Source organism: Faecalicatena contorta, from assembly GCF_003149105.1.
Classification (GTDB): Bacteria; Bacillota; Clostridia; order Lachnospirales; family Lachnospiraceae; genus Muricomes; species Muricomes contortus_C.
Window position 1 is genome coordinate 297,252 of the sequence record NZ_QGDS01000002.1, and the last position, 26,995, is coordinate 324,246.

Here is a 26,995-nt window from a genome sequence, read left to right on the forward strand (position 1 = left end):
TTATTATTTTTATTAGAGGAGGTTCTGCATGTCATTACAGTTTATTTTTGGAAATTCCGGTGCAGGGAAATCCTATTATTTATATCAAAAAGTTATTGAGGAATCTATGAAGAATCCGGACAAGAATTATCTTGTTTTGGTGCCGGAGCAGTTTACGATGCAGACCCAGAAAGATTTGTGTGTGATGCATCCCCGTCATGGGATTATGAATATCGATGTTTTAAGTTTCGGCAGGCTTGCCCACCGTGTTTTTGAAGAGATTGGCGGGGATGTGAAACAAGTTCTGGATGATGAGGGAAAAAACTTAATTCTGCGTAAAATTGCAGGTGATTATGAGGATGAGCTGAGGGTTTTGCGCGGAAACCTGAAGAAGCAGGGATATATCAGTGAGGTGAAGTCCGTGATTTCGGAGTTTACCCAGTATGGAATCGGGCCGGAAAAGCTGGACGAATTTATAGAGGATCTGGGACAAGACAGCCATCTTTATTATAAGCTTGAGGATATCAGGAAGGTCTACGAAGGTTTTGAAAACTACCTTGCTGATAAATATATTACAAAAGAAGAATTGCTGGATGTACTCAGTGAGGCGGTGCCTAAGTCTGCACTTTTGCAGAAAAGTGTGATAGTGCTGGATGGATTTACCGGGTTTACGCCGGTTCAGAATAAGCTTTTAGGGGAACTGATGAAAACTTGTGAGAAAGTCATGGTCACGGTACTGATGGATGGACGTGAAGATCCGTATATGTACCGGCACCCTTACCAGTTATTTGCACTGAGTAAACAAATGGTGACAGGGTTGGTGCAGATTGCAAGGGAACGCCGGGTTGAGATAGAGGAGGAAGTCCGCCTGTATCACAAACCGGTGTACCGTTTTCGGAATAATGAGACATTGGGGTTCCTGGAATCTGAGCTGTTCCGGTACTCAAAAAAGCAATACGAAAAGAAGCAGGATGCCCTCACAGTCCATGCGGCAAGAAATCCCAGGCAGGAGGCGGAATATGTAGCATCCCAGATCCGGCGTCTGGTGAGAGCGGAGAGTTTACGCTACAGGGATATTGCGGTCATAGCAGGTGATTTGAATACCTATGCCGTACATATGGAAAAGGCTTGTGATATTTATGAAATCCCAGTATTCATGGATCATAAAAAAAGTATTCTACTGAATGCCTTTGTGGAATATTTGAGGAGCCTTCTTGCTATGGCAGAACAGAATTTTTCCTATGAAAGTGTATTTCGCTTTCTGCGTACCGGTATGAGCGGATTCAGCCGCCGGGAAGTGGATATGATGGAAAACTATGTACTGGCATTAGGATTGAAGGGATATAAAAAATGGCAGGCGGCATGGGTGAGACGTACTTCCGGTATGGATGGAGACGTACTGGCGGCCTTAAATGGGCTGCGGGTCCGTTTTGTGGAACAGATAGATTCACTGGTGTACGTGCTGAAACAGCGGAATAAAACTGTAGGGGATGTTACGGCGGCAGTGTATGAGTTTTTAGCCGGGCAGCAGATCCAGGTCCGGTTAAAAGAGATGGAAAATAAGTTTCAGGAGCAGGGGGAGCTGGCATTAGCAAAAGAATATGCACAGATATACCGGATTACCATTGAATTGTTTGACAAGTTTGTGGAGCTTCTAGGGGAAGAGCGGATTTCTTTAAAAGAATATTGTGAGCTGCTGGATGCAGGACTTACGGAAGCCAAAGTTGGCGTGATTCCTCCCAGTCTGGACCAGGTGGTTATTGGAGATGTGGAGCGGACACGTCTAAAGGATGTGAAAGCGCTGTTTTTTATTGGGGCAAATGATACCCTGCTTCCGGGAAACCTGGGACAGGGGGGACTGCTGTCTGAGCGGGACCGGGAGCACTTTGCGGAACAGAAAATCAGTCTTTCTCCCGGAGCAAAGGAAAAGACCTACATACAAAAGTTTTATTTATATATGAATCTGACGAAGCCTACAGAATACCTGTCACTTTCCTTTTCCAAGGTTTCGGCGGAAGGAAAAACCCTGCGCCCTGCCTATTTGATACAGGATATTCTAAGGCTCTATCCCTCACTGAAAATCATAGATGAGGATAAGAAAAGCCTGGCTGAGACAGAGCTGACATGGAAGACTGCAGAGGCCTGCCTGGTGCAGGGGCTTCGTGACAGAAGAGCGGGACTTTCAGAAGAATGGAGGGAACTTTATACCTGGTATGCGAAGAAGAACTCTGTAGATAGGATACTGGATGCAGCATTTTTCAAAAAAGAGCCGGGCAGGCTGGGGCAAGGGGTGGCAGAACAGATCTATGGGGATGCTTCCCGGTTTAGTGTGACCCGGCTGGAGCGTTTTGCTTCCTGTGCTTACGCCCATTTTCTTACATATGGGCTGCGCCTTTCAGACCGGGAGCAGTATCAGTTTGAGGCTATGGACCTGGGGAATATTGCTCATCAGTCTATGGAACGTTTTTCCAAAAAGGCAGATGCAAGTCAGACAGCATGGACCGGGATGGAGGAAGAGCTGCGCAGTCAATTGATTGAGGAAAGTGTGGAAGAAAGTATTGCAGATTATGGGAATACAGTTCTTTACAGCACTGCACGCAACGAATATATGATAACACGGATTAAAAAGCTGATTCACCGTTCTGTGTGGGCTCTGACCGAGCAGTTGAAAAAAGGAGATTTTGTTCCCAGTGGTTATGAAATGAAGTTCGGCAGTGGTAAAATTGACAGAATTGACACTTGCGAAGATGAAAATAAAATATATGTAAAGGTTACAGATTACAAGACCGGCTCCAAGAATTTTGATATTACTGCATTTTACCACGGCCTGCAGATGCAGCTTCCCGTGTATCTGAATGCGGCTTTGGATATGGAGCGGAAAAAGCACCCGGAGCAAGAGATACTTCCGGCAGGGGTCTTCTATTACAGAATGAAAGACCCAATTGTGGAAAAAGAGAAAAATGAATCCCTTTTGGAAGAAAAGCTGCTGAAAGAACTGAAGCTGGATGGACTTGTGAACGCGGATGATACGGTTATCAGACATTTAGAACGGGATCTGAGCGGAAATTCCAATCTGATACCCGTGGGGAAGAATAAAGACGGCAGCCTGAGCCGTTATTCCAAGGTACTTTCTCCAGAAGAATTTGGAATACTTCTAGATTACACGAAGAGAAAAGAGCAGGCGTTAAAGGATAGAATTCTAAGCGGGGAAACTGCCGCCCAGCCTTATGAGCTGGGAACTGAGACGGGGTGTGATTACTGTGCATACAGAGATATCTGCGGATTCGATCCCCGGCTTACGGGCTATGAATATCAAAGTATGGAGAAGCTTGGAAGGCAGGAGATTGTGGAAAAAATGAAACAAATGGGAGAGGAGCAGGACGATGGGCGTGAAATGGACCAGTGAACAGCAGAAGGTCATTGACTTGAGAAACCGTAATATTTTGGTTTCGGCGGCAGCCGGTTCCGGGAAGACTGCAGTGCTTGTAGAGCGGATTATTCAGATGTTGACAGATGAGGATAATCCAGTAAATGTGGATAAGCTTTTGATTGTGACATTTACAGAGGCTGCAGCAGCAGAAATGAAGGAACGTATCCGGGAGGCAGTTGAAAAGAAATTGGAAGAACACCCCGGGAATGTCCACCTGCAGCGGCAGGCTACTCTGATACACAGCGCACAAATTACAACGATACATAGCTTCTGTCTTTCTGTAATACGGGATCATTTTCATGTGCTGGATATTGACCCGGGTTTCCGGATTGGAGAGGAAGGGGAATTAAAGCTGCTGAAACAGGATGTCCTGGACGAATTACTGGAAGAACGCTATATAGACGCCGGGACAGACTTTCTGGAGTTTGTGGAGAAATTCAGTACAGGGCGCAATGATAAGAAAATAGAAGAAGTTATCTTAAAGCTTTATGAGTATTCCAGAAGTTATCCCCAGCCGGATGTATGGCTGGAGAGCTGTGCAAAAAGCTACGAAACGGAGGCTGAAAACTCTTCCTGCATAGAGCGTGTAGAAGAACTGGTGAGGCAAAAGTCGGAGGATATGCTGTATATTTTGGATGAGGGGCTCCGGGTATGTGACATGCCGGACGGTCCTTATATGTATGGCGAGATGCTGGAATCTGATAAACTGATTTTTTCCAATCTGTTAAAGGCAGAAAACTTTGAAGCTATGTACCAGAGGATTCAGGGAATTAGCTGGAAGCGGCTCTCCACGAAGAAAGACGAAACGGTGGATAGGTCTAAAAGAGAACGGGTGAAGGCGCTGCGTGAAAAAGTTAAGAAGATGGCAAAGGATATTACAGAAACGTATTTTTACGAAGAACCAGAAGAAATTTTCCTTGATATGGAAGAATCTGCGGATACTATGCGGGTTATCACTGGACTTGTGAAAGAGTTCGCAGCCGCATTTTCGGAAAAGAAGCAGAGTAAAAATATGATTGACTTCAGTGATATGGAGCAGTTTGCAATGCAAATCCTGACTGAAGAGGGGGAAGACGGACTGGTTCCATCACCGGCAGCAAAAGAATATCAAGAGCGGTTTGTAGAGGTCATGATTGATGAATACCAGGACAGCAACCTGATTCAGGAAGCAATTTTAACCAGTGTGTCTACGGTCAGCAAAGGGGAAAATAATATATTTATGGTGGGGGACGTAAAACAGAGTATCTACCGTTTTCGTCTCTCCAGGCCTGAACTGTTTATGGAGAAATATGATACATACAGCCAGGAGGAGGGCAGCAGGCAGAGAATTGACCTGCATAAAAACTTCCGGAGCAGGGAAGAGGTTTTAACCAGTGTAAATTTTATTTTTGAGCAGATTATGCGAAAAGAGTTAGGCGGAATCCTTTACGACGAGGAAGCCGCACTTTGCCCCGGTGCATCCTATGAGCCACAGACGGACGGGGCGGGAGAAAGCATTTACCAGACGGAGCTCCTTTTGGTTGACACTTCGGAACCGGAAATCAAAGAGGCGGCAGATGCAGAACCGGAAGAGAGAAAGCAGAAGGGGGGAATCCGCCGGGAGATGGAAGCACGGGCTGTGGCACGCCGCATCAAGGAGCTTCTGCAAAGTGGAAGGGTGCTGGACAAGGCATCCGGGGCATACCGTGCCCCTAAATATGGAGATATAGTAATTCTAACCAGAAGTATAAAGGGCTGGGCGGATGTGTTCGCAGCAGTATTAGGTGAAGAAGGGATTCCTGCATATGCAGGCAGCCGGGAGGGATATTTTGAAACCTATGAGGTAAGTGTTCTGCTGGATTATTTGAAGATATTGGATAACTTTATGCAGGAACTGCCATTGACGGCTATTTTAACCTCTCCATTTGTGGGGCTGGAGGCAGAACAGCTTGCAGCTATCCGGAATGCTTATCCGGATATGGCCTTTCATGAGGCAGTACTGGAATATGCTTCTGGAGAGTCATATGAAGGGCATTTGCAGGACGTTCTGAAAGAATTTTTGGAGACTCTGAATCATTTTCGGGAAATGGTTCCTTATACTGCTATTCATGATTTATTATGGCATATCATTGAAGATACCGGATATGGAACGTTTATTGCGGCAATGCCAGGAGGCGCACAGCGTACGGCGAATGTGGAAATGCTGGTGGAAAAGGCGGCTGCGTTCGAGGGAACAAGTTATAAAGGACTGTTTAATTTTGTACGATATATCGGACAGTTAAAAAAGTACGATGTGGATTATGGAGAAGCGAATATTGCGGATGAGCAGTCGGATACGGTCCGTATAATGACAATTCATAAGAGTAAGGGACTGGAATTTCCCATTGTATTTGTATGTGGTATGGGAAAACAGTTTAACACCCAGGACGTTAAGAGCAGTATCGTAATCCATCCGAAATGGGGCGTGGGCATTGATGCTATTGATTTGGAAAAAAGAACAAAAATCCCAACCATTTTGAAAAAGGTTATCCAGGAAGAAATTATGCGGGAAAGCCTGGGGGAAGAACTGAGAGTATTATATGTGGCATTGACGCGGGCGAAGGAGAAGTTGATTATAACAGGTGAACTGTCTGATGCTGCTGAGGTGCTTGAGCAGTACCAGACACAAAATCATGGAGAAAAAGGATCTCCTTTACCTTATTATGTGCTGGCAGGTGCGCGTTCCTATCTGGACTGGATTTTGCCTGTTATTCCAAAGCTCTCGGGGGAAGTTCCCTTTCAGGTGCATGTAGCAGACTGCTGGAATGTGGCTGTGTCGGACTGCGTGGAAACTCAGACGGAGAGTCTTGCCAGGGATGTGCTGGAGCATTGGAATACGGATGCCATTTATCATCCTCAGCTTCATAGCAAATTAAAGGAGCAGCTGGAGTATTCCTATCCTTATGAAGAGGAAGGAAGACTGAAGATGAAATTTACCGTATCCGAATTGAAAAAACACACCTATTTGTCGGAGGAAGCGGGAGAAGAATTATATGAAGAGCCAGAGGTAATACCGCTTTTGCCCAGATTTTTGAAGGAAGAAACAAAACTGACCGGGGCATCCCGGGGAAGCGCTTATCATAAACTGTTAGAACTTCTGGATTTTGCCCGGGAATACAATGAGGAGACACTGGAAGAGGAGACGGTCCGGCTGGAAACTCAGGGAAAGCTCTCGAAAGATATGGCGGAGAGTATATCTGTTCTGGACATACTTAAGTTCTTACATTGTACAGGTGGAAGGCGCATGCATCAGGCGGCGCAAAAGAATCTTCTGAAAAAAGAACAGCCCTTTGTGCTTGGAGTAGATGCGGCTGAAATTTATCCCGGGGAAGAAAGCACAGAGATAATCTTGGTGCAGGGAATCATTGATGCGTATTTCGAGGAAAACGGCGAACTTGTTGTGCTGGATTATAAGACAGACAAAGTGAAATCGGGTCTGGAGCTGAAAGAAAAGTATCATGCCCAGCTGGACTATTATGCAAAGGCATTGGAACAGCTTCTGGGGAAAAAGGTAAAAGAAAAAATTATCTACTCCTTTACTTTGGGAGAGGAGATACAGGTATAGGGGCAGATTCCGGCGAAGTCCGGGGTATAGTTGGCACAGAAAGGAAGAGCAATGCGGTATTTATATATCATCATAATGATTATGAATTTTATTACCTTTTTCGTTTACGGAGAAGACAAGAGAAGGGCACGGAAAGGCGGGTGGAGGATTCCTGAAAAAACTTTGCTCCTTCTGGCGCTGCTGGGAGGAGGTGCCGGAGCGCTTTTGGGGATGAGGGTCTTTCATCACAAAACGCAGAAAGCGCTGTTTAAAATAGGAGTACCCTGCATATTGATTTTCCAGGTCATAGTTTTGGGATGGAGTTTTAGGGTACATTAAAGTGAACAGTCAATTTGCAAATATTTCTGCCCTTTTGAATAGTTACAAGAAATCAATTTTAATAATGTCTATATTTCTTCTGAATCCTGTCGATATAATAAATATAGAATATGTTCATAAAGTAAAGAAACGCAGATACCTTATTATGTTCAGAGGAGAAAACTTATGAAAGAAAAAAACAGAAAAGGATTGTTCGGCTTTTTTCAAAATTCAAGGAACTCCCGTAATACACCGGAAGAAACCTTGGATTCTTCTGCAGTTTCACTGGAGGAGACAGCAGAAAAGACCGCCGGAGATGAAGCAGTTGATGCAGCAGCTCAGGAAGGATCTTCTCCGTCAGCAGAACAAATTCCTCCCCTTCCGCCTATATGGGAGCCATCTGACGACCCGCGTCTTGTCCGTATTAATGAAGACATATTAAATATTGAACGTGATCAGTTTGCATTAAAAGCTCAATCCTTGTCGGATGCTTTTAGACGTATGGCAGATGCCCCGCGGGAAGACAATGTGAAAGAGCCGGAGCCAGTAGCTGCAAAGCCTCAGATTTATATTTCAAAGGATGGCATGGCTGCATGGATTTATGTCATCCCCCCTTTTCATAATGGGAAAGATATAAGTGAAGAGGATTTAATATCCTTTCTTTCGCAAAACCGGGTGACAACGGGGATTTTAGAGGATGCTCTCAAGACAATCGTCAGGGAGCACATTTACGACCAGCCCGTTTTGGTTGCCAAAGGGATATTGGCTATCAATGGAATTGATGGCTTCGTCAAGGAAAATTTTGAGAGGGTTCTGCAACTTGAGTTTGAAGAAGATGAAAGAGGCTCAGTTGATTATAAGCATCAGAATAACATTCAATCTGTAAAAAAAGGAGATGTCATTTGTGAAATTACCCATGCAGTGCCTGGAGTCAATGGTACGAATGTAATGGGGAAACCATATCTATGTGAGAAAAAGGGTTCAGAAGCTACTGTTCCTGCCGGACGTAATACTGTGTTAAATGAAGACGGCACATTATTGATTTCTCAAAAGACAGGACATGTTACATTTGCAAACGGGAAATTCCAGATAGAAGCAATCTTGAAAGTTAACGGAAATGTTGACAACACCACGGGAAATCTAAACTATGACGGTGACATTTTTATCGGCGGAGATGTGAGAAATGGTTTTTCAGTGAAAGCCAGCGGAAGCGTTGATATCCGCGGCTCTGTAGAGGGTGCCCGGATTACGGCCGGCGGCCCTATCAGCATTGCCCGCGGCATGTCAGGAAACGGCCGGGGGGTACTGACTTCCGATTCTCATATAAAATGCCGGTATTTAGAGCATTGTATTGTAACGGCCAAAGGAAATGTATACGCAGAAAGTATTATTAATTCCAAGGTAGAAAGTGATCAGGATATTGTAGTGACCTCTGGTGTAGGTGCTATTATAGGAGGAACTCTGTTGGCTGCAAATAACATTAATGCCAATCTGATCGGTTCTAAAGTACGAAGGCTTATGACAGAACTGACGATTGCCAACACCCCTAAAAGTGTGGAAGAAATGGAACTTTTGACGAAGGAATTAAAACAACTTCATCATAATGTGTCTGAGCTAAGGAAAAATAGCCTCTATCTTGAGACTTCTCACAGAGAAGATAAGGAGCAGATGTTTGAGCAGTTGAAGCAGGCAATAGAGTCACTGGAAAAGAGGGAACAGGAAATAAACATACGTTTAGAGGAATTAAGAACAGACGATAAAACTCAGATTGGGTTAATCCAGTGCCGGCAGCTTCTCCCAGTTGTTCGTATCCGGATAGGTAATGCCAGTCTTTTAGTCAATGAAGAGCATTCCTGCGGCAGAATCTACAGAAGCAGTGAAGGCGAAATAATCATTGGAAGCAGGTAGGCTCCGAGAGGTAACTTAAGAGAAAAGGAGAGATATCTTATGAAAAAGAGGGTTATGATTGTTGATGATTCTATTGTGGCGCGTAATGAAATCGAAAATCTGCTGGCAGGAACGGAGTTTAATGTAATCAGTCACTACCGGAGTGGAGAAGAGGCCCTGGAAGTCTATGGGAAAGAAAGACCTGATATTATAACTATGGATATCATTATGCCGGGAATGGATGGCATCGAAACCTCCAGGCAGCTATTGAGACGCTACCCGAAGGCCGGGCTTATTATAATCAGTTCACTGGCTTATGATGAGACAATTGAAATGGTAAAGTCTCTGGGAGCTTCAATTCCCTTTGTATTCAAACCCATTAAGAAATCTTATTTTATATCAGCTTTGCTGGATGTTTGCGATTCTCGTTTAAAATAATAAAACAATTCATAAAAAAGTGGGTTAAACCCACTTTTTTTTATATAATCGGAAACTATGTTCCCGATTATATAAAAACCCTCCGGGGCATACACATTACATGCATAAGGAAAATAATTGTTACTGTAAAAAAAATATATAATAATGATTGACAGATTATATTATACGTAATATAATATAGAAAAGAAAATAATATTAAAGGAGTGATAATATGGTATTCAACACCGGAGCAGCATTGCTGGACGCAATTGTGCTGGCAGTTGTGTCACGGGATAAGGAAGGCACTTATGGCTACAAGATTACCCAAGATGTACGCAGAGTCATTGATGTATCGGAATCAACCCTGTATCCTGTACTCAGGCGGCTGCAGAAGGATGAATGTCTGGAAGTATATGACAGGCAGTTTGATGGAAGGAACAGGAGATATTATAAGGTGACAGAGAAAGGAATGGCACAGTTGAATCTATATAAAGTTGAATGGAAGAATTATTCCAGAAAGATTCATGAGATATTTGAGGGAGGTGTAGCAGTATGAATCAAAAGGAGTTCATGGAAAGGCTTGAAAAGCTGCTTTCCCGTATTTCAATAGAGGAAAGGGATGAAGCCCTGCAATATTATAAAAATTATTTTGAAGATGCCGGGGAGGAAAATGAAGCACAGGTAATCAGTGAGCTGGGAAGCCCGGAAAAAGTAGCTGCCACAATTATGGAAGATTTGAAAAGTGGAAGCCGGGAAGAAGGAGAGTTTACTGAAAATGGCTACAGTGATGCCAGATTTGAAAAAAAGGAAAGCCCGGCGCGCAGAGAAAGAGCATATAAAAAGACGGATAGTGGATATACTTATTATGATGGAGAACAACAGCAATCCTATGGAGACAATCACAGAGGGAGCATACCTCCGAGAACAAGCCGGATGCTGAAGATTATTTTGGTCATTTTAATTGCCCTGGTCGTAATTCCATTTGCCTGGCCACTTCTGATTGGATGTGTGGCACTGGTTATAGGACTTGTATGCGCAGCATTTGGATTATTCGCAGGCCTGGTAATTGGTTCTGTAGCCCTGATGGCAGCAGGTCTCATTATTTTCATTGCAGGACTGACAAAGCTGCTGGCAGCACTTCCTGTTGCTCTTCTTACCAGTGGTTCAGGATTGATTATCTTTGTACTGGGGTTAATTGCCACTGTAGCAACTGTGAAGCTTTGTATTGTAATGTATCCTGCAATGATCAGGGGAATTATAACAATCTGCCGCTGGCCGTTTCATAGAAAGGCGGTGCAGTAGAGTATGAGAGCAAGATGGAAAGTTTTTTGGGTTGTATGCGCCTGCCTTATAGGCATTGGAATAGTATTTTGCATTGTGGGAGCAGGGATGGGAGCTACCATATCAGGAATCCGCACACTATATGGAACAGACTCAATATATTATAGACTAAATCCGTATGACTGGGATGATTCTATAGAAGATTTTAACTATTATGACAGTGATAATTATGTTCAGGGAGATGAGGAGGATGTATCAAGTTTTACCGATATAGACGGACTTCATGTAGAAGTGTCTTACCTGGAAGTAGCAGTCAGACAGTACGACGGGGATTCTATTACAGTAGATACAAGTCAGATAAGCTCCAAGTTAAGAAAAAACCTGTTTTATGAGACGGATGAAGATGGTCTGACAATTAAAACGAAGAACAATAGCATATGGAAACGAGTGGGAAGAAATGATACTGGTTATCTGGTTATTCAGATTCCTCAGGGAAGCAGCCTGAAAGAAGCTTCTTTTAAAATAGGTGCAGGCAGACTGGAAATAGAAGATATTAGAGCAGAAGAACTGGATATTGACGTGGGAGCAGGCCAGGCTGTTGTGAGACAGTTTGAAGCCGGAGAACTGGATATAAAATGTGGAGCCGGTGAAGCAGCACTGACAGGAACCGTGCTGGAAGAGGCAAGTGTGGACTGTGGTGTAGGTGATGTAGAGATGGTGCTGAACGCCAGCCAGAAGGACTATGATTATGAACTGAAATGCGGAATTGGCGAACTGGTAGTGGGAGATGACAGTTATGCAGGTCTGGGCAGCACCCGCAGTATCGATAATGGCACTGGAAAGGATATAGACATCAATTGTGGCATCGGCCGGGTAGCGGTTTCATTTGCAAAGGATATGTAAAAAGTGGTTTATAAATTAAGGGAAGGAGGAATGATTATGACACCGAAAAAGTTATACCGTTCAAAAAGCAACCGTATGATATGCGGCGTATGTGGAGGAATCGGAGAATATTTTAACATAGATGCAACGCTGGTGCGCCTGCTGTTAGTTCTTTTAGCATGCACAGGCACAGGCATACTGGCATATTTTATAGCTGCAATTATTATACCTGACGAGGCATAAATTAAGGTTCACTGTAAAAGTGCCGGGGGATTCGAAGAGAGGCGGGATGACCGTTCTCATAGGTCCCCCGGCACTTTATGTTTGTCTTCTTTTTTGTATGCCTCCTGATTTTTCGGCAATACTCTCAGAAAAAAGGAGGGTATATCAAGATGGCTGAAAAAAAATTAAAACCAATTGATTTAAAGAATCTGGAACCTGAGGAAAAGCTAAAATACGAGATTGCAGAGGAACTGGGGCTTTTGGATAAAGTGATGGCAGAGGGATGGCGTTCCCTTTCATCCAAGGAAACAGGAAGAATTGGAGGTCTGATTACAAAAAGAAAGCGAAAGAGTTGAAAAATCCGCTGATTTTTGATACAATTGTACGACTGGGGAGAAGAAGCATAGGTGGTGAAGATGAAAGAAAAGATGAATATCTTTGATGTGGAGATTGATGGTCTCACAGCAAAAGCGGCCATGCAGGCGGTTGTGCAGTACATGGAGAGTGAATCAATTAATACGATTGAGATTGTCACGCTGGATATGCTCATGCAGGGAAAAGATGATCCCGTATGGAAAGAGAATACGAAGGAAATTGATATGGTACTTCCGGGAGAGCGGGAGATATTAGAAGCTGCCGAAATACAGGACAGGAACTTATTGCGGGATGTGGCAAATAGGGTTTTTCTGAGAATGTTTCTGCGTTACTTAGGGAGAAACCGGAAGAAGGTATTTCTGATTGCCCCATCCGAAAAAGAACTGCTCAGTCTGGAACAGGACATGGGAAAATACAACAGGGGAATCTTCATAGCAGGACATGGTATATTAAATCCTGAAGGTAAGTCAGAAGAGGATGTCATCAACAATGTAAACGGAGTTGAAACAGACTGTATACTTTCTGTACTGCCGTCGCCTCAGCAGGAGGATTTCATTGTCAGGAACAGTGCCTTGCTCAATGCCAGAGTCTGGCTGGGATGCGGGAATGTTCTGGCAGCGAACTATAATGAGGAGAACGGAGGCGGTGTGCGCAGGTTTCTTATGAAAAAGGCGTTCCGTTACCGGGTAGAAAAACAGAAGAAGGAGAATTAAGCCATGCGTGGTTATCGGGAAAGACCGGTATATATGAAGTACGTATATATCGTTGTGGGAACAGGTATTGTTTCCTTTGCGATTAAATGTATTTATGAACCAAACAGTTTGGTTGTGGGTGGTTTTTCAGGACTGGCTATTATTATTAAAAGCCTTACGGAAGGAATCGTTCCAGGGGGAGTTCCTCTGTGGTTTACAAACATTGCATTGAACTTGCCGGTTTTTCTGGCAGCATTGAAGGTAAAGGGGAAAAACTTTATAGGGAAGACCTTATTTTCCACTATTATGGTCTCTTTCTGGCTGGGGATTATCCCCTCCGTTTCCTTCATAGAAAATAATATCCTGCTGGCGGCTATTTTTGGCGGAGCACTGCAGGGACTGGGTATGGGGCTGGTTTTTTTAACGAAAGCGACTACCGGCGGTACGGACATGGTTGGAGCGATCATACAAAATTACCTGCGTCAATTTTCAGTTGCTAGGATTATGATGGTGATAGATGCCGTCATTGTGATTGTCGGCGGCTATGTGTTTGGTATAGAACGTGCGCTCTATGCAATTATTACCATTGTAGTAGTTAACCGGATAGCGGATGCCATCATTGAAGGTATTAAATTCGCAAAAGCTGCCTATATTATTACTGACAAGTACGAAGAGGTGTCGAATGCTATTATGCATAAGGTGGACAGGGGGCTGACCGGGATTTATGCAAAGGGGATGTACACAGGGACAGACCGTTATCTGCTCTTCTGCGTTGTCACAAAGAAAGAATTGGTTCATTTAAAGGAATTGGTTGGTAAGATTGATGAGAATGCGTTCATTATTGTCAGTGATGCCAGAGAGGTTATGGGAGAAGGATTTTTCCCTGTAGAATAGTCTTTGTGAACTATGTATAAATGTGGAAATATGAATTTTTTGTAAAATATATGAGGAAATGCATAAAAAAACAGTATTTCCTCTTTATTTTTTTGGCTTTATGCATTAATATAGAATTTGTGGATGTGTATTTTCAATTTTTTTGAAAAAGATGTTTGTGAAAAATGCACATGGAAATGAGCTGAGAAGCGGAGGAGATAAAGTATGATTTCAAATCAGATACTGCAAAACACAATTGAGGGTCTGAAAGGCATTTCAAGAATTGATTTCTGTGTCCTGGACACAGAGGGAAAAGCACTTGCAACCACATTTGATGATATGAAAGGTTATGAAAGTGCTGTCTTGTCCTTTGTAGAGTCTCCTGCTGACAGTCAGGTAATTCAGGGATACCAGTTTTTTAAAATATTTGATGAGCAGCAGCTGGAGTATGTGCTGCTTGCCGGCGGCGAGAATGAAGAAGTTTATATGGTTGGAAAGATTGCCGCATTCCAGGTTCAGAGCCTTCTGGTAGCGTATAAAGAGAGGTTTGATAAAGATAATTTTATCAAAAATCTTCTGCTGGATAACCTCCTGTTGGTGGATATTTATAACAGAGCCAAGAAATTACATATTGACACAGAGTTAAAACGTGTTATCTTTATTATTGAAACATCTCATGAAAAAGATAGCGTGGCGCTGGACAATGTAAGGACTCTTCTCGGAGGGAAGTCCAAGGACTTTATTACGGCCGTTGATGAGAAGAATATCATTGTAGTCAAAGAACTTTCTGACCGGGACGGCAGCAAAGAACTCGAAAAAATGGCGAGGGACATGCTGGATATACTGAAGTCAGAATGCGGAGAAGAACATGTCCATATTGCATATGGAACTGTGGTAAATGACATTAAAGAAGTTTCCAAGTCTTACAAAGAGGCGAAGCTTGCATTGGATGTAGGTAAGATTTTCTTTGACGAGAAAGACATTGTGGCATACAGTACGCTTGGTATCGGACGTTTGATTTACCAGCTGCCGATTCCACTTTGCAAGATGTTTATTAAGGAGATATTTGAGGGGAAATCTCCGGACGATTTTGATGAGGAGACATTGACGACTATCAACAAATTCTTTGAGAATAGTCTGAATGTATCAGAAACGTCCAGACAGTTATATATTCACAGAAATACTCTGGTATACCGGCTGGATAAGCTGCAGAAGAGCACAGGACTTGATTTGCGTGTCTTTGAAGATGCGATTACATTCAAGATTGCTCTGATGGTAGTAAAATACATGAAGTATATGGAATCATTAGAATACTAAGGAGTATGAATAATTAGGAGGAGCATATGATTGAACTAAAGAATGTAACGAAGGAGTATTCAAAGAGGAATGCTGCTCTCAACGGTGTATCCGTAAAGATTGAACAGGGAGAATTCGTGTTCATCGTAGGGGACAGCGGTTCAGGAAAATCCACTTTGATTCGTCTGATTATGAAGGAGCTGGAACCGACAGATGGAACCATCATTGTCAACGGCCAGAATCTGAACAGAATGAGACATCGTCATATTGCGAAGTACAGAAGGGGCTTGGGAGTTGTTTTTCAGGACTTCCGTCTTTTAAAAGACAGAAATATTTATGAAAATATTGCTTTTGCACTGCGTGTAACTGAGACACCACTTCGTGTTCTCAAGAAGAAAGTGCCTGCGGCACTTTCCCTTGTGGGATTGGCACAGAAATATAAGTCATTTCCAAAGGAGCTGTCAGGGGGAGAACAGCAGCGTGTTGCAATTGCCAGGGCAATTGTGAATGAGCCTGCCATTTTGTTGGCCGATGAGCCGACTGGTAACCTGGATCCAACCAACTCATGGGAGATCATGAGTCTGTTGAAAGAAGCGAATGAGAGAGGGACAACAGTGCTGGTTGTTACTCACAACCAGGAAATCGTAAATGAGATGAACGAGCGCGTTATAACGATGAAACAAGGCGTTATCGTCAGTGATGAACAAAAAGGTAGGTATTTCGATGAGAATTAGTACATTAGGATACGTAGGAAAACAAGGTATTAAGAATATTGGGAGAAACAAGATGTTTTCGCTTGCGTCTATCGCAACAATGTCAGCTTGTATTTTCCTGTTTGGACTGTTCTTTTCTATCTTGCTGAATTTTCAGTACATAGTGAAGTCCGCGGAAGAAGGCGTGGCAATTACAGTCTTTTTTGATGAGGATGCTACCCAGAGCCAGATTAGTAATATTGGGAATGAACTCAAGAGCAGAGAGGATGTCTCAGATGTGGTTTTCGTTTCGGCAGATGAGGCGTGGGACAAGTTTAAGGATGATTACTTCGGGGAAAATGCGGATATGGCGGATGGATTTAAAAATGACAATCCTCTGGCAGGAGCCGACAACTATGAAGTGTATATGAAGACACTGGACAATGACGGAGCAAGCCTGACTGCCAGAAGTAAGTCACTGGCAGCTACGCAGCAGGATTTGGTTAAGTTTGCGAAGAGTCTGGATGGAGTCCGCAAAGTGAATAAGTCAGATGTGGTGGCAAATACACTTTCCAGTATAAATGTGCTGGTTGGTTATGTTTCCGTAGCAATTATTGCAATTTTGTTTGCAGTGTCCATCTTCCTGATCAGCAATACGGTTACGATGGGAATTACCGTCCGTAAAGAAGAGATTGCCATTATGAAATATATCGGCGCCAAGGATTTTGTGGTCCGTTCGCCCTTTGTCATAGAAGGGCTGATTATGGGACTTCTGGGTGCGGTTATACCGTTACTTTTGCTGTATGGGCTTTATGGAAAAGCAGTGGATTATGTGCTGACCAAGTTCAAGATTTTGAATAATATTATTGACTTTCTGCCTGTGGCAGAGGTGTATCAGTATCTGCTCCCTGTAGGGCTGCTGCTTGGTGTGGGAATCGGTTTTATCGGAAGTTACTTCACTGTGCGCAAGCATCTGAAAGTATAGGTGGCACTTATGAATAGACGAAAGAAAAGCATTATAAGTGCAGTTTTGATAATGGTTTTGTGTACAGCCCTGAATCTGAATGTAAATGCCACAACGGTTGAAGAAGCGCAGAGAAAGGCGGATGAGCTGGAGTCTAAGAAAAAGTCTGCTGAAGAGGAGAAGAATTCCCTGGCATCACAGTTAAGTACTATTGTCTCGGATATGAATACTATAAAAGAAAAGTTAGAAAAAAAGCAGACAGAGATCCAGACGGCAGAAAATGAACTGGTTGAAGCTAAGATAGATGAGAACAACCAGTATGAAAGTATGAAGAAGCGTATCCGGTTCATGTATGAGAACGGAAACTCACAATTCCTTGAAATTTTACTAGAATGTGAGAGCATCAGCGACTTTTTGAATAAAGCGGAGTATTTTTCCCAGATTTCTACATATGATAGAAATATGCTTACCGAGTTCCAGAATGTGGTGAAAGAAGTAGAAGAGAAAGAAGCCACACTGGAAAAGGAATATGCAGAGCTTTCAGGACTGCAGGATGAACTGATAAAAAAGCAAGATGAAGTACAGTCATTACTGGACAGTAAGAAGATTCAGATTGCAGATTTGGAAAATCAGATTGGAGATAATGCAGCCACACTGGAAAAGCTGGTTAAAGAGGCGGAGGCAGAGCGTCAGAAGCAGCTTCAGCAGCAGGCGGCAATACAAGCCGCACAGCAGCAAGCAGCGAATAATGGGTCAGCTTCCGGCGGAGGGGGCAGTTATGCGGAACCGGATTCTACTCCGGTTGTCAGCGGAAACGGCCAGTTTACGAATCCCTGCCCGGGAGGATACGTATCCAGTACATTCGGATACAGGGATTTTGATGCATCCTTCCATAAAGGTCTGGATTTAGCGGCGGCAGAAGGTACACCTACATACGCGGCGGCTGGCGGTACAGTCATTACCGCAGGATGGAGTGACAGTGCAGGTAACTGGGTTGTAATCAATCACGGCAATGGCCTGACTACAAAATACATGCACCATTCTGCCCTGTGTGTCAGTGAAGGACAGGTGGTAGCGAAAGGGCAGCAGATTGGATATGTGGGAAATACAGGAAATTCTTTTGGCGCACATCTGCATTTCCAGGTAGAAATCAATGGTGCAGCCGTGGACCCACAGGGATATTTATAAATCTGTTACTGTCGGGAAAATAAGGTAAGTCATATCTTATTGAACGTTGATGAGAATAATCTCAAAGGTTGGAACAAATATGAACGATAAAAAAAGTTTTATCCGGGGGGCGCTGTATGGCGCCCTCGTTATGCTACTGCTTACCATTGCAGGTCTGGGATTGTGGGGAGTTGTTTCAAAGAATATTCTGGGAGACGGTGCTGCCGCTGCCCAGGTCACCACACAGCAGAAGACAGATAAAAAATTAAAATCTCTGGGCAGCCTGATAGACCATTATTATCTCTATACGGAGGATATGGATAAACAGGCGCTGCAGGACGGTATTTATGCCGGATATGTCAGTGGTCTCGGGGATCCATACACCGTCTATTATAACGAAGAGCAGACGAAAGAACTGCTTGAGACGACCTCCGGGGAATATTCCGGTATCGGTGCAGGATTATTGAAAGATAAAGAGACAAATGCGGTAGTTATAGGAAATGTCTATGAAGGTTCCCCTGCTGAAGAAGCTGGCCTGAAGGCAGAAGATATTTTGTATCAGGTAGATGAACATGTTATCGGGGATGAGGATTTGACCCAGATTGTATCGTGGATCAAAGGCGAAGAGGGAACCGAGGTCACACTGCATGTGTACAGGGGTGAGGATATGAAGCAGATTACCTGCACAGTAACCCGGCGGAATATTGAAGTGCAGACTGTGAATTATGAAATGAAAGAGGATCAGGTTGGTTATATTCATATTACAGAGTTTGACCGGGTGACCTATACTCAGTTTAAGACTGCGCTGGCTGACCTTGAGAACCAGGGAATGAAGGGCCTTGTGATTGATTTAAGGTCTAATCCCGGAGGAGATCTTGATACAGTTGTGGATATGCTGGAGCTCTTGCTTCCCAAAGGAATGGTGGTATATACAGAGGATAAAAATGGCGGAAGAGAAGAATACAAAAATCAGGAAGACCATGAATTTACAAAACCTTTAACTGTGTTGGTGAACCAGTACAGTGCAAGTGCGGCGGAAATATTTTCCGGTGCCATTCAGGATTATAAGGTGGGTGATATTGTGGGCACTACCACTTATGGCAAGGGAATCGTTCAGCAATTGGTGAGTCTGGGAGATGGAACCTGCCTGAAAGTAACGATTGCAGAGTATTTTCTGCCCAGCGGGAGAAGCATACACAAAAAGGGCGTTTCACCGGATGTAGAAGTGAAATATGAGGCCAATCCTGATGACGAAAAAGCGGATAATCAGTTGGAAAAGGCGCTGGAAATTATAGGAGAAGAATTGCAATAAATAGGGCAGGATTGTATAAAAGTGAAATTTTGCCATGGAAATCTTGCAAAAATACCTTGCAAAGAGAAAAATCATGTGCTATGATTGTAACCAGTTTTAACAAAATAAAATGTTAAAAAGATAAAGGCTGTGAACAAGACTCTGATTTTCAGAAACTGACAGGAAGTAGGCGTCACCGACTGAGAGCGCCGGACAGGGGAGAAGATTAAGGGAACACTTGGGAGCTGACAGGTCGAATTTTAGTAGGCCGGTACGTGCTGTGTACGTTACACACATAGAGTGGAGCAAGTGTGCTGAATAGCTTGTTCAATGCGGGTGGTACCGCGGATTATGAATGTTGAATCCGTCCCGGGATGCAAATGCATCCCGGGACTTTTTGTATGATAGGAAACGTAGTTTCCTATCATACAAAAATCCTCCGGAGGATCGCACTGGGTTGGCAAAGAAGGTGTTGCTATCACAACCCAACCCAGGCGGAGAATCTTGCAGGCAAGATTCTTTCCTGTTTACAGAAACTTTTGTACAGCCTCTGGTTTTTAAGATCCGGGATGCACGGATAAGGAGCAGAAAGGAGAAAAAACATGGAGTATGTAACAGGAGTAAAACAAAAAGACACATTAGAATTAAGTCAGTTATTTGAAGAGGGTGTGGCTGGAAACCGTGTGAAAGTGAATGGTGCAATTCATACTATCCGTGATATGGGGACGGTGGCTTTTATCATTCTAAGAAAAAGAGAGGGTCTGGTACAGTGCGTTTTTGAGGAAGGTGTTTCAAAGTTTGACTTGAAAGATTTGAAGGAAGCTGATACAGTCGAAGTAACAGGAATTTTTGCAGCATCAGAAAAAGCACCGGGAGGCGTTGAAATCAGAATTGAAGAAATACAGATTTTGAGTGAGCCGGCAAAGCCCCTGCCTCTTCCCGTTGCAAAATGGAAATTGGATACTTCTCTGGAAGCAAGGCTGAATTATCGTCCCATCTCACTGCGCAACATCAGGGAGAGGGCAAAGTTTAAAATACAGGAAGGCATTGTCCGGGGCTTTAGGGATTTCTTGTATGAACAAGGTTTTACAGAGATTCATACCCCGAAAATAGGTGCAAAAAGTGCGGAGGGCGGAGCGAATGTGTTCAAGCTGGATTATTTTCATAAACCCGCAATCCTGCAGCAGAGTCCTCAGTTTTATAAACAGATGATGGTGGGAGTATTTGACCGGGTGTTTGAGACAGCACCGGTTTTCCGGGCCGAGAAGCATAATACAAAACGTCATTTGAATGAATATACAAGCCTTGACTTTGAGATGGGTTACATTGACGGTTTTGAGGATATTATGGCTATGGAAGCCGGACTCCTCCAGTATACAATGAAAATTCTTCAAAAGGATTACGCAAGAGAGCTGAAAATTCTTGGAATCGAACTTCCTAAGGCAGAGGAGATACCTGCTGTGAGATTTGATGAGGTTAAAAAAATGGTATCTGAAAAATATGGACGGAAAATTAAAAATCCATTTGATTTAGAGCCGGAGGAAGAACTGTTAATCGGCCAGTATGCAAAAGAAGAATGGGATGCAGATTTTGTTTTTGTCACCCACTATCCATCAAAAAAACGTCCATTTTATGCAATGGATGATCCGGAAGATACAACTTATACATTAAGCTTTGACTTGTTGTTTCAAGGGATGGAAATTACAACGGGAGGCCAGCGTATCCACGATTATAACAAGTTGATGGAGAAGATGGAAACAAGAGGAATGACGGAAGAGGGCATGGAGCAGTATCTGAGTGCATTCAAGCATGGCATGCCGCCTCACGGAGGTCTGGGAATCGGGCTGGAGAGGCTGGCCATGAAGTTAATAGGGGAAGATAATGTGCGGGAGGCAACGTTATTCCCAAGAGATTTGAGCAGGCTGGAGCCATAAGAAGCCATACTTATTGATGGATGAATGTTCAATTTCAATAAGTATAAATAGTGATTGAGCCATCCGGGCAGAATGAGAGGGACCAATGTTTAAAAAGAGATGTTATTTATGCGGAGGTAAGGTATCGGACGGACGGTGCGTAGACTGTGGGTTAAGAGATAAAAAAACTGATAAAAAAACTTACCGTCTGAACTACAGCGCTACGGAAAAAAGAATAAAGAATCGTGCAAGAGTTGAAAGTTTGCAGGACAAAAAGGAAGTGCAGAAGGTTCAAAAGCCTAAAAAAGAGGAAAAAGTCAGGGTTCCGCAAATAAAAACTCCTGTGCCTGCCAAGAGAGGCAAAAGACGGTTTGGCACCCTGGGTTTTATTATTAGTATCATTTTGGTAGTTTTAGGTGCTATTGGCAGTTACACAAAAGAGAAACATGAGACGGTAACAACAGAGTCTGAGGCTTATGTTCCTTACGAATATGCGCCACGTGAATTATCGGATGAAGGAGAAACTTTTGAGATTATACTGGAACCGGGACAATATAAAACCGGTGTTCATATCCCGGAAGGCAGATATGTAGTTTATTTGGAAGAAGGAGTGGGAAGTGCATCCGTAGATGACTACGAAAATTCCATTTATATGTGGCAGTCCTTTGGTGATGAGGAAGAATATGATGAAGTTCTGGAATGGGGGGATGTAAGGCTTTATCAGGGCTCCATCTTCGAAATATCAGGAGATGTGCGTCTTCGTCTCTATACAGAAAATGCTCAGAGCGGGATGCAGGCAACCATTGAAAATCCGCTGACAGAAGAAGTTTTGCTCAGAAAAGGTGAAACTGTTATTGCAGGTGAAGACTTCCCGGAGGGAGTGTATGATTTTCAGGCCATATCTGATTGGACCAGTATTTCATACCGGATTCCTCTTTATACGGATTATGAAGATGAGGAATTAAACTTTCTGAACCAAACCGGATGGGTATCTTCTAATGACCTGGATTCTGTATACCGCAACGTTGTCCTTCCTGCGGGAACAGCCGTATGTGCCCAGGATGCAGACGGTATGCTGATTCCCAGCCAGATAATAGAAACAGAAGATTATGATTCTTATTATGATATTTACAGATATTAACAAGGATATTAATGGAAAGTAATAATGATTAAAAGGTATGACTCAATGGGGAGTGGCTTTTTTGGTGAAGTGCGCAAAAAAGTTCACCCCTTTTGTATATCAGAAGACAAGGAAGGTGGTTACTATGAAACATAAAATATCAGATGAAACAATTGATTATGTGGGCATTCTTGCTAAGCTGGAATTACCAGCAGAGGAAAAAGAAGCAGCAAAAACAGATATGGAAAAGATGCTGGATTATATTGACACATTAAATGAGCTTGATACAGAAGGAATTGAGCCTATGTCCCATGTATTTCCGGTAAACAATGTATTCCGGGAGGATATTGTTACAAATGGTGATAAGAAAGAAGAAATTCTGGCAAATGCACCTCTCAGGAAAGATGACAGATTTGAAGTACCAAAAACGATAGCGTAGGAGGAATTTACATGGATATATTAAGCTTCACAGCCCTTGAGCTGGGAAAAATGATAAAGGAAAAAAAGATTTCTGTGTTAGATGCCGTGAAAGCAGTTATTGAGCGTGCAAAAGCAGTAGAACCGGAGATAAACAGTTATGTAACTCTGGACGAGGAGGGGGCACTAAAGCAGGCAGAGGAAATACAGAAGCTAATAGATAACAAGACACTCACCGGGCCTTTGGCGGGTGTACCTGCAGCAGTGAAGGATAACCTGTGCATTGAGGGACAGCTTACCACATGCAGTTCCAAAATTCTGTCTGGGTTTAAGCCTGTATACACGGCAGAAGCGGTGCTGAACCTGAAAAAGGCGGGGGCTGTCATTATTGGAAAAACGAATATGGATGAGTTTGCCATGGGCAGTACTACAGAGACTTCTTATTATGGTCCCACGAAAAATCCCCACAATACGGCTCATGTGCCAGGCGGTTCTTCGGGAGGCTCCTGTGCTGCTGTAGCAGCCCAAGAATGCTATTATTCGCTGGGGTCAGATACTGGCGGCTCTATCCGGCAGCCCAGCGCTTTCTGCGGTGTAGTCGGGCTGAAACCCACATATGGAACTGTATCTCGCTATGGACTCATAGCATATGGTTCATCTCTGGATCAGATTGGGCCTGTGGCAAAAGACGTATCAGACTGCGCGGCAATACTGGAAACCATTGCTTCCCACGATACGAAAGACAGTACCTCGGTAAAAAGAAAGGACTATGACTTTACCAGTGCGCTTACTGACAATGTAAAAGGATTGAAAATCGGTATTCCAAGAGATTATTTGGGAGAAGGACTAGATGAAGACATCAGGAAGGCAATCAGGAAAGCTGCCAAAGTGCTGGAAGAAAGAGGTGCTGTGGTGGAGGAGTTCGACCTCAGCCTTGTACAGTACGCAATCCCTGCATATTATGTCATAGCTTCTGCCGAAGCCAGTTCAAACCTGGAGCGTTTTGACGGTGTAAAATATGGTTATCGTACACCAGACTACGAAGGGCTTCACAATATGTATAAAAAAACCCGTTCGGAAGGCTTTGGAGCGGAGGTGAAGCGGAGAATTATGCTGGGCTCGTTTGTACTAAGTTCCGGTTATTATGATGCGTATTACCTGAAAGCACTGCGGACTAAGGCATTGATTAAGCAGGCGTTTGACAGGGCGTTTGAAAAATATGATGTCATTCTTGGTCCCGCCGCACCAGCTACGGCACCTGAGCTTGGGAAAAGTTTAACTGACCCCATGAAAATGTATTTGGGAGATATCTATACAGTTGCGGTAAATCTGGCAGGGCTGCCCGGTATGTCTGTTCCGGCAGGCAGGGACAGCAAAGGCTTGCCTATTGGAATGCAGCTCATTGGAAACAGTTTTCAGGAGAAAACTTTAATCCGCACTGCTTACACCTATGAATGTGCCACAAACAAGCAGTATGTAGTTCCGGCAAATATAGGAGAGGGGGTATAAGGGAATGGCAAGACAATACGAGATGGTCATTGGGCTGGAAGTCCATGTAGAGTTAGCAACAAAAACAAAAATTTTCTGCGGGTGCAGTACAGAATTTGGCGGAGCACCCAATACCCATACCTGCCCGGTTTGTACTGGGATGCCTGGTTCCCTCCCGGTGCTGAATAAGCAGGTTGTGGAATATGCAATGGCGATTGGACTGGCTGCAAACTGCAGGATAACGCAGACGTGTAAGTTTGACCGTAAGAATTACTTTTATCCCGATAATCCTCAGAATTATCAGATATCCCAGCTTTATCTGCCCATTGCGAGGGATGGGTATGTAGAGATAGAGAGCGGCAGAATAAAGAAAAAGGTGCGTATCCACGAGATGCACATGGAAGAAGATGCTGGAAAACTGGTTCATGATGAGTGGGACGATACCACTTTGGTTGATTATAACCGAAGCGGGGTTCCTCTGGTAGAAATCGTATCAGAGCCGGACATGTGTTCTGCAGAAGAGGTTATCAGCTATCTGGAAAAGCTCCGCCTGATAATTCAGTATTTGGGAGCCTCAGATTGCAAACTGCAGGAAGGCTCCATGAGGGCGGACGTGAACCTGTCTGTGCGGGAAGCGGGGAGCGAAACGTTAGGAACGAGAACAGAAATGAAAAATCTGAACTCCTTCAAGGCCATAGCAAGAGCAATTGAAGCAGAGCGGGAGCGGCAGATAGAATTGCTGGAGGAAGGAAAACCAGTAATTCAGGAGACAAGACGCTGGGATGACAATAAAGAAAGTTCCTATGCTATGCGTTCAAAAGAGGATGCACAGGATTACAGATATTTTCCAGAACCGGATTTGGTGCCCATTGTCATCAGTGATGAATGGATTACCCAGATAAAATCCAGACAGCCGGAGCTGCGGTCTGAGAAGCTGGAACGTTATAAAAAGGAATTTGATATTCCACAGTATGATGCCGAGATTCTTACAGGATCTAAAAAAATGGCGGATATCTTTGAGGCAGCCACTGCAATCTGCGGAAAACCCAAAAAAGTATCCAACTGGCTTATGGTGGAGACACTCCGTCTTCTCAAGGAGAACAGTATGGAGCCGGAGGATATTCGTTTCTCTCCTGAAAACCTTGCAAAACTGGTGAATCTGGCGGAAGCAGGAACAATTAACAGTTCCGTGGCAAAAGAAGTCTTTGAAAAAATATTTTCCCAGGATATAGACCCGGAAAAATATGTAGAAGAGAATGGACTAAAAACCGTAAATGATGAAAGTGCCCTGAAAGCAGTGATTGAAAAAGTAATAGCAGAGAATCCCAAGTCAGTGGAAGATTACAAAGGCGGGAAAGAAAAAGCCATTGCATTTCTTGTAGGGCAGTCAATGAAAGCCATGAAAGGAAAAGCGAATCCTGGAATGGTGAATCAGATGCTGAAAGAGGCACTGAAATAATTCACTGTACTGTGTATAGTTAGAAGATTAGAATTTGTGGAGGTATGCTATGATTGGGAAAATTGTATCTGTAACTGTTGATAGGGCAGTGGGAACATATCACCCTGAATATCCAGATATGTATTATCCAATTAATTATGGCCATATAAAGGGAATTATGGCACCGGATGGAGAAGAACAAGATGCCTATATTCTAGGTATCAATGAACCCGTTAAAGAATTTACCGGAAAAGTGATTGCAATTATTCACAGGAATGAAGATATTGAGGAAAAATGGGTAGTGGCACCAGAAGGTAAAATGTTTTCTAAAGAGGAGATTGAAAAACAAACACATTTTCAAGAGCAATATTTTAATTCACAAGTTATAATGTGAAATTCAGATTAATGAAAACATCTAAAAGGGGAAAACATACGCTAATAGTAAAACGCAAAAAAGAAACTGTGTTTAACTATTAGGATATGGTTTCCCTCTTCTTTAGGAGTTCTTTTTCCCGGCAGCTCCAACTGTCTTCTCTTCTGCCAGCAGCGCAGCGCCCAGTGCTCCGGCATATCGCCCATTTTCTACAGAAGCCACTTTCTGCCCTACTTTTTTTGACAGTATTTCCGTGAAATATTCATTATGGCTTAAACCACCTGTCAGAATTAAATTTTCGGAAAGCCTTTTTCTCTGGCCTAACTGAGCCACCTTTGCTGCCACGGAATCTACAACTCCCGCTGCAATATCTTCCCGGTTTCTGCCTTCACCAATATAGTTGATAACCTCGGATTCTGCAAATACCGTACAAAGAGAGCTGATTGGAAGCACCGTTCCTTTTTCCGCCAGTTCAAATAATTCCTGTAAGGTAACTCCAAGCCGGTTTGCCATAATTTCAAGGAATTTACCGGTCCCCGCAGAACACTTGTCATTCATCTGGAAATCCTGCACCGTACCGTTTGACAGTAGAATGACCTTGGTATCCTGTCCTCCTACATCAATAATAGAACAGTCTCCTCCGGCCAGTTCCCGTCCCCCACGTGCGTGGCAGGTGATTTCCGTGATTGTGTAATCTGCAAAATCCACTGCGGCCCGTCCATATCCTGTGGCTACGACCTTTGTTTCGTCTGACAGCACATCAATCCCATTTTCCAAAAGTTTTTCCTTTATGATTGTTGTTGCTTCCTTACTGCTCCAGCCCGTAGGGAGCACAAACTGAAAAGTATCTTTGCCTCTTGCTACCACCTTGGACGCAGTGGAGCCAATATCAATTCCTACATAATTCAAAATAATTTA

24 protein-coding genes are annotated in these 26,995 nt (G+C 43.5%); 23 read left to right on the forward strand and 1 reads right to left on the reverse strand.

The window, feature by feature from the left end; genetic code table 11:
• The first annotated feature begins 28 nt into the window (after positions 1–28).
• The 23 genes from addB (at position 29) to A8805_RS04850 (ending at position 26,098) form a co-directional block, all read left to right on the forward strand.
• Positions 29–3,385 carry a helicase-exonuclease AddAB subunit AddB gene (gene addB / locus A8805_RS04740; protein ID WP_109709051.1) on the forward strand — a complete coding sequence of 1,119 codons (3,357 nt, stop codon included), beginning with the start codon at positions 29–31 and terminating at the stop codon, positions 3,383–3,385.
• The gene (gene addA / locus A8805_RS04745) at positions 3,363–6,992 is read left to right on the forward strand and encodes a helicase-exonuclease AddAB subunit AddA (protein WP_109709052.1); all 3,630 of its coding nucleotides are present in this window, start codon (positions 3,363–3,365) and stop codon (positions 6,990–6,992) included. Before addB ends, addA begins: the two co-directional genes overlap by 23 nt.
• 81 nt (positions 6,993–7,073) lie before the next feature.
• Positions 7,074–7,310, forward strand: a complete 237-nt coding sequence (locus tag A8805_RS04750; RefSeq protein ID WP_330405728.1) for a DUF1294 domain-containing protein — start codon at positions 7,074–7,076, stop codon at positions 7,308–7,310.
• 165 nt (positions 7,311–7,475) lie between these two features.
• Positions 7,476–9,197 (forward strand): DUF342 domain-containing protein, encoded by a 1,722-nt coding sequence (locus A8805_RS04755; protein WP_109709054.1) that lies wholly within the window; start codon positions 7,476–7,478, stop codon positions 9,195–9,197.
• A 39-nt stretch (positions 9,198–9,236) separates the two neighbouring features.
• Positions 9,237–9,614, forward strand: coding sequence for a response regulator transcription factor (locus A8805_RS04760; protein ID WP_109709055.1), 378 nt, complete (start codon positions 9,237–9,239; stop codon positions 9,612–9,614).
• Between the two features lie 211 nt (positions 9,615–9,825).
• The gene (locus A8805_RS04765) at positions 9,826–10,149 is read left to right on the forward strand and encodes a PadR family transcriptional regulator (protein WP_109709056.1); all 324 of its coding nucleotides are present in this window, start codon (positions 9,826–9,828) and stop codon (positions 10,147–10,149) included.
• Positions 10,146–10,895 carry a DUF1700 domain-containing protein gene (locus A8805_RS04770; RefSeq protein ID WP_109709057.1) on the forward strand — a complete coding sequence of 250 codons (750 nt, stop codon included), beginning with the start codon at positions 10,146–10,148 and terminating at the stop codon, positions 10,893–10,895. Before A8805_RS04765 ends, A8805_RS04770 begins: the two co-directional genes overlap by 4 nt.
• A 3-nt stretch (positions 10,896–10,898) precedes the next feature.
• Positions 10,899–11,777, forward strand: coding sequence for a DUF4097 family beta strand repeat-containing protein (locus tag A8805_RS04775; RefSeq protein WP_109709058.1), 879 nt, complete (start codon positions 10,899–10,901; stop codon positions 11,775–11,777).
• Between the two features lie 36 nt (positions 11,778–11,813).
• Positions 11,814–11,999, forward strand: a complete 186-nt coding sequence (locus A8805_RS04780) for a PspC domain-containing protein (protein WP_109709059.1) — start codon at positions 11,814–11,816, stop codon at positions 11,997–11,999.
• Between the two features lie 149 nt (positions 12,000–12,148).
• The gene (locus A8805_RS04785) at positions 12,149–12,334 is read left to right on the forward strand and encodes a small, acid-soluble spore protein, alpha/beta type (protein ID WP_109709060.1); all 186 of its coding nucleotides are present in this window, start codon (positions 12,149–12,151) and stop codon (positions 12,332–12,334) included.
• 60 nt (positions 12,335–12,394) lie between these two features.
• On the forward strand, positions 12,395–13,066 hold the full coding sequence (locus A8805_RS04790; protein ID WP_109709061.1) for a WecB/TagA/CpsF family glycosyltransferase: 672 nt from the start codon (positions 12,395–12,397) through the stop codon (positions 13,064–13,066).
• A gap of 3 nt (positions 13,067–13,069) precedes the next feature.
• Positions 13,070–13,939 carry a YitT family protein gene (locus A8805_RS04795; protein ID WP_109709063.1) on the forward strand — a complete coding sequence of 290 codons (870 nt, stop codon included), beginning with the start codon at positions 13,070–13,072 and terminating at the stop codon, positions 13,937–13,939.
• A 204-nt stretch (positions 13,940–14,143) separates the two neighbouring features.
• Positions 14,144–15,235 (forward strand): PucR family transcriptional regulator, encoded by a 1,092-nt coding sequence (locus A8805_RS04800; RefSeq protein ID WP_109709064.1) that lies wholly within the window; start codon positions 14,144–14,146, stop codon positions 15,233–15,235.
• A gap of 26 nt (positions 15,236–15,261) precedes the next feature.
• On the forward strand, positions 15,262–15,948 hold the full coding sequence (gene ftsE / locus A8805_RS04805) for a cell division ATP-binding protein FtsE (RefSeq protein WP_109709066.1): 687 nt from the start codon (positions 15,262–15,264) through the stop codon (positions 15,946–15,948).
• The gene (gene ftsX, locus A8805_RS04810; protein WP_109709067.1) at positions 15,938–16,891 is read left to right on the forward strand and encodes a permease-like cell division protein FtsX; all 954 of its coding nucleotides are present in this window, start codon (positions 15,938–15,940) and stop codon (positions 16,889–16,891) included. The genes ftsE and ftsX overlap by 11 nt, the downstream gene beginning before the upstream one ends.
• Before the next feature lie 9 nt (positions 16,892–16,900).
• The gene (locus A8805_RS04815) at positions 16,901–18,058 is read left to right on the forward strand and encodes a murein hydrolase activator EnvC family protein (RefSeq protein WP_109709068.1); all 1,158 of its coding nucleotides are present in this window, start codon (positions 16,901–16,903) and stop codon (positions 18,056–18,058) included.
• A 79-nt stretch (positions 18,059–18,137) separates the two neighbouring features.
• The gene (locus A8805_RS04820) at positions 18,138–19,349 is read left to right on the forward strand and encodes a S41 family peptidase (RefSeq protein ID WP_109709069.1); all 1,212 of its coding nucleotides are present in this window, start codon (positions 18,138–18,140) and stop codon (positions 19,347–19,349) included.
• A 581-nt stretch (positions 19,350–19,930) separates the two neighbouring features.
• Positions 19,931–21,262, forward strand: coding sequence for an aspartate--tRNA(Asn) ligase (aspS, locus tag A8805_RS04825; protein ID WP_109709070.1), 1,332 nt, complete (start codon positions 19,931–19,933; stop codon positions 21,260–21,262).
• Positions 21,263–21,347: 85 nt separating this feature from the next.
• Complete coding sequence (locus A8805_RS04830; RefSeq protein ID WP_109709071.1) at positions 21,348–22,382, forward strand: hypothetical protein; 1,035 nt, start codon at positions 21,348–21,350, stop codon at positions 22,380–22,382.
• Positions 22,383–22,506: 124 nt separating this feature from the next.
• Positions 22,507–22,800 (forward strand): Asp-tRNA(Asn)/Glu-tRNA(Gln) amidotransferase subunit GatC, encoded by a 294-nt coding sequence (gene gatC / locus A8805_RS04835; protein WP_109709266.1) that lies wholly within the window; start codon positions 22,507–22,509, stop codon positions 22,798–22,800.
• Between the two features lie 11 nt (positions 22,801–22,811).
• Positions 22,812–24,287 (forward strand): Asp-tRNA(Asn)/Glu-tRNA(Gln) amidotransferase subunit GatA, encoded by a 1,476-nt coding sequence (gene gatA / locus A8805_RS04840; RefSeq protein WP_109709073.1) that lies wholly within the window; start codon positions 22,812–22,814, stop codon positions 24,285–24,287.
• 4 nt (positions 24,288–24,291) lie between these two features.
• Entirely contained in the window at positions 24,292–25,725 is a 1,434-nt protein-coding gene (gene gatB, locus A8805_RS04845; protein WP_109709074.1) for an Asp-tRNA(Asn)/Glu-tRNA(Gln) amidotransferase subunit GatB, read from the forward strand.
• 49 nt (positions 25,726–25,774) lie between these two features.
• Positions 25,775–26,098: an inorganic pyrophosphatase gene (locus A8805_RS04850; RefSeq protein ID WP_109709075.1), complete on the forward strand. Its 324-nt coding sequence runs from the start codon at positions 25,775–25,777 to the stop codon at positions 26,096–26,098.
• Between the two features lie 102 nt (positions 26,099–26,200).
• Here the strand turns inward: A8805_RS04850 and A8805_RS04855 are convergent, their stop codons facing one another.
• Complete coding sequence (locus tag A8805_RS04855) at positions 26,201–26,986, reverse strand: acyl-CoA dehydratase activase (RefSeq protein ID WP_109709076.1); 786 nt, start codon at positions 26,984–26,986, stop codon at positions 26,201–26,203.
• Positions 26,987–26,995 lie beyond the last annotated feature (9 nt).

Bases quoted from the DNA above. Each gene is read 5' to 3' on its own strand.
- addB (WP_109709051.1), top strand. From the start codon at position 29: ATGTCATTACAGTTTATTTTTGGAAATTCCGGTGCAGGGAAATCCTAT.
- addA (WP_109709052.1), top strand. From the start codon at position 3,363: ATGGGCGTGAAATGGACCAGTGAACAGCAGAAGGTCATTGACTTGAGA.
- A8805_RS04750 (WP_330405728.1), top strand. From the start codon at position 7,074: ATGAATTTTATTACCTTTTTCGTTTACGGAGAAGACAAGAGAAGGGCA.
- A8805_RS04755 (WP_109709054.1), top strand. From the start codon at position 7,476: ATGAAAGAAAAAAACAGAAAAGGATTGTTCGGCTTTTTTCAAAATTCA.
- A8805_RS04760 (WP_109709055.1), top strand. From the start codon at position 9,237: ATGAAAAAGAGGGTTATGATTGTTGATGATTCTATTGTGGCGCGTAAT.
- A8805_RS04765 (WP_109709056.1), top strand. From the start codon at position 9,826: ATGGTATTCAACACCGGAGCAGCATTGCTGGACGCAATTGTGCTGGCA.
- A8805_RS04770 (WP_109709057.1), top strand. From the start codon at position 10,146: ATGAATCAAAAGGAGTTCATGGAAAGGCTTGAAAAGCTGCTTTCCCGT.
- A8805_RS04775 (WP_109709058.1), top strand. From the start codon at position 10,899: ATGAGAGCAAGATGGAAAGTTTTTTGGGTTGTATGCGCCTGCCTTATA.
- A8805_RS04780 (WP_109709059.1), top strand. From the start codon at position 11,814: ATGACACCGAAAAAGTTATACCGTTCAAAAAGCAACCGTATGATATGC.
- A8805_RS04785 (WP_109709060.1), top strand. From the start codon at position 12,149: ATGGCTGAAAAAAAATTAAAACCAATTGATTTAAAGAATCTGGAACCT.
- A8805_RS04790 (WP_109709061.1), top strand. From the start codon at position 12,395: ATGAAAGAAAAGATGAATATCTTTGATGTGGAGATTGATGGTCTCACA.
- A8805_RS04795 (WP_109709063.1), top strand. From the start codon at position 13,070: ATGCGTGGTTATCGGGAAAGACCGGTATATATGAAGTACGTATATATC.
- A8805_RS04800 (WP_109709064.1), top strand. From the start codon at position 14,144: ATGATTTCAAATCAGATACTGCAAAACACAATTGAGGGTCTGAAAGGC.
- ftsE (WP_109709066.1), top strand. From the start codon at position 15,262: ATGATTGAACTAAAGAATGTAACGAAGGAGTATTCAAAGAGGAATGCT.
- ftsX (WP_109709067.1), top strand. From the start codon at position 15,938: ATGAGAATTAGTACATTAGGATACGTAGGAAAACAAGGTATTAAGAAT.
- A8805_RS04815 (WP_109709068.1), top strand. From the start codon at position 16,901: ATGAATAGACGAAAGAAAAGCATTATAAGTGCAGTTTTGATAATGGTT.
- A8805_RS04820 (WP_109709069.1), top strand. From the start codon at position 18,138: ATGAACGATAAAAAAAGTTTTATCCGGGGGGCGCTGTATGGCGCCCTC.
- aspS (WP_109709070.1), top strand. From the start codon at position 19,931: ATGGAGTATGTAACAGGAGTAAAACAAAAAGACACATTAGAATTAAGT.
- A8805_RS04830 (WP_109709071.1), top strand. From the start codon at position 21,348: ATGTTTAAAAAGAGATGTTATTTATGCGGAGGTAAGGTATCGGACGGA.
- gatC (WP_109709266.1), top strand. From the start codon at position 22,507: ATGAAACATAAAATATCAGATGAAACAATTGATTATGTGGGCATTCTT.
- gatA (WP_109709073.1), top strand. From the start codon at position 22,812: ATGGATATATTAAGCTTCACAGCCCTTGAGCTGGGAAAAATGATAAAG.
- gatB (WP_109709074.1), top strand. From the start codon at position 24,292: ATGGCAAGACAATACGAGATGGTCATTGGGCTGGAAGTCCATGTAGAG.
- A8805_RS04850 (WP_109709075.1), top strand. From the start codon at position 25,775: ATGATTGGGAAAATTGTATCTGTAACTGTTGATAGGGCAGTGGGAACA.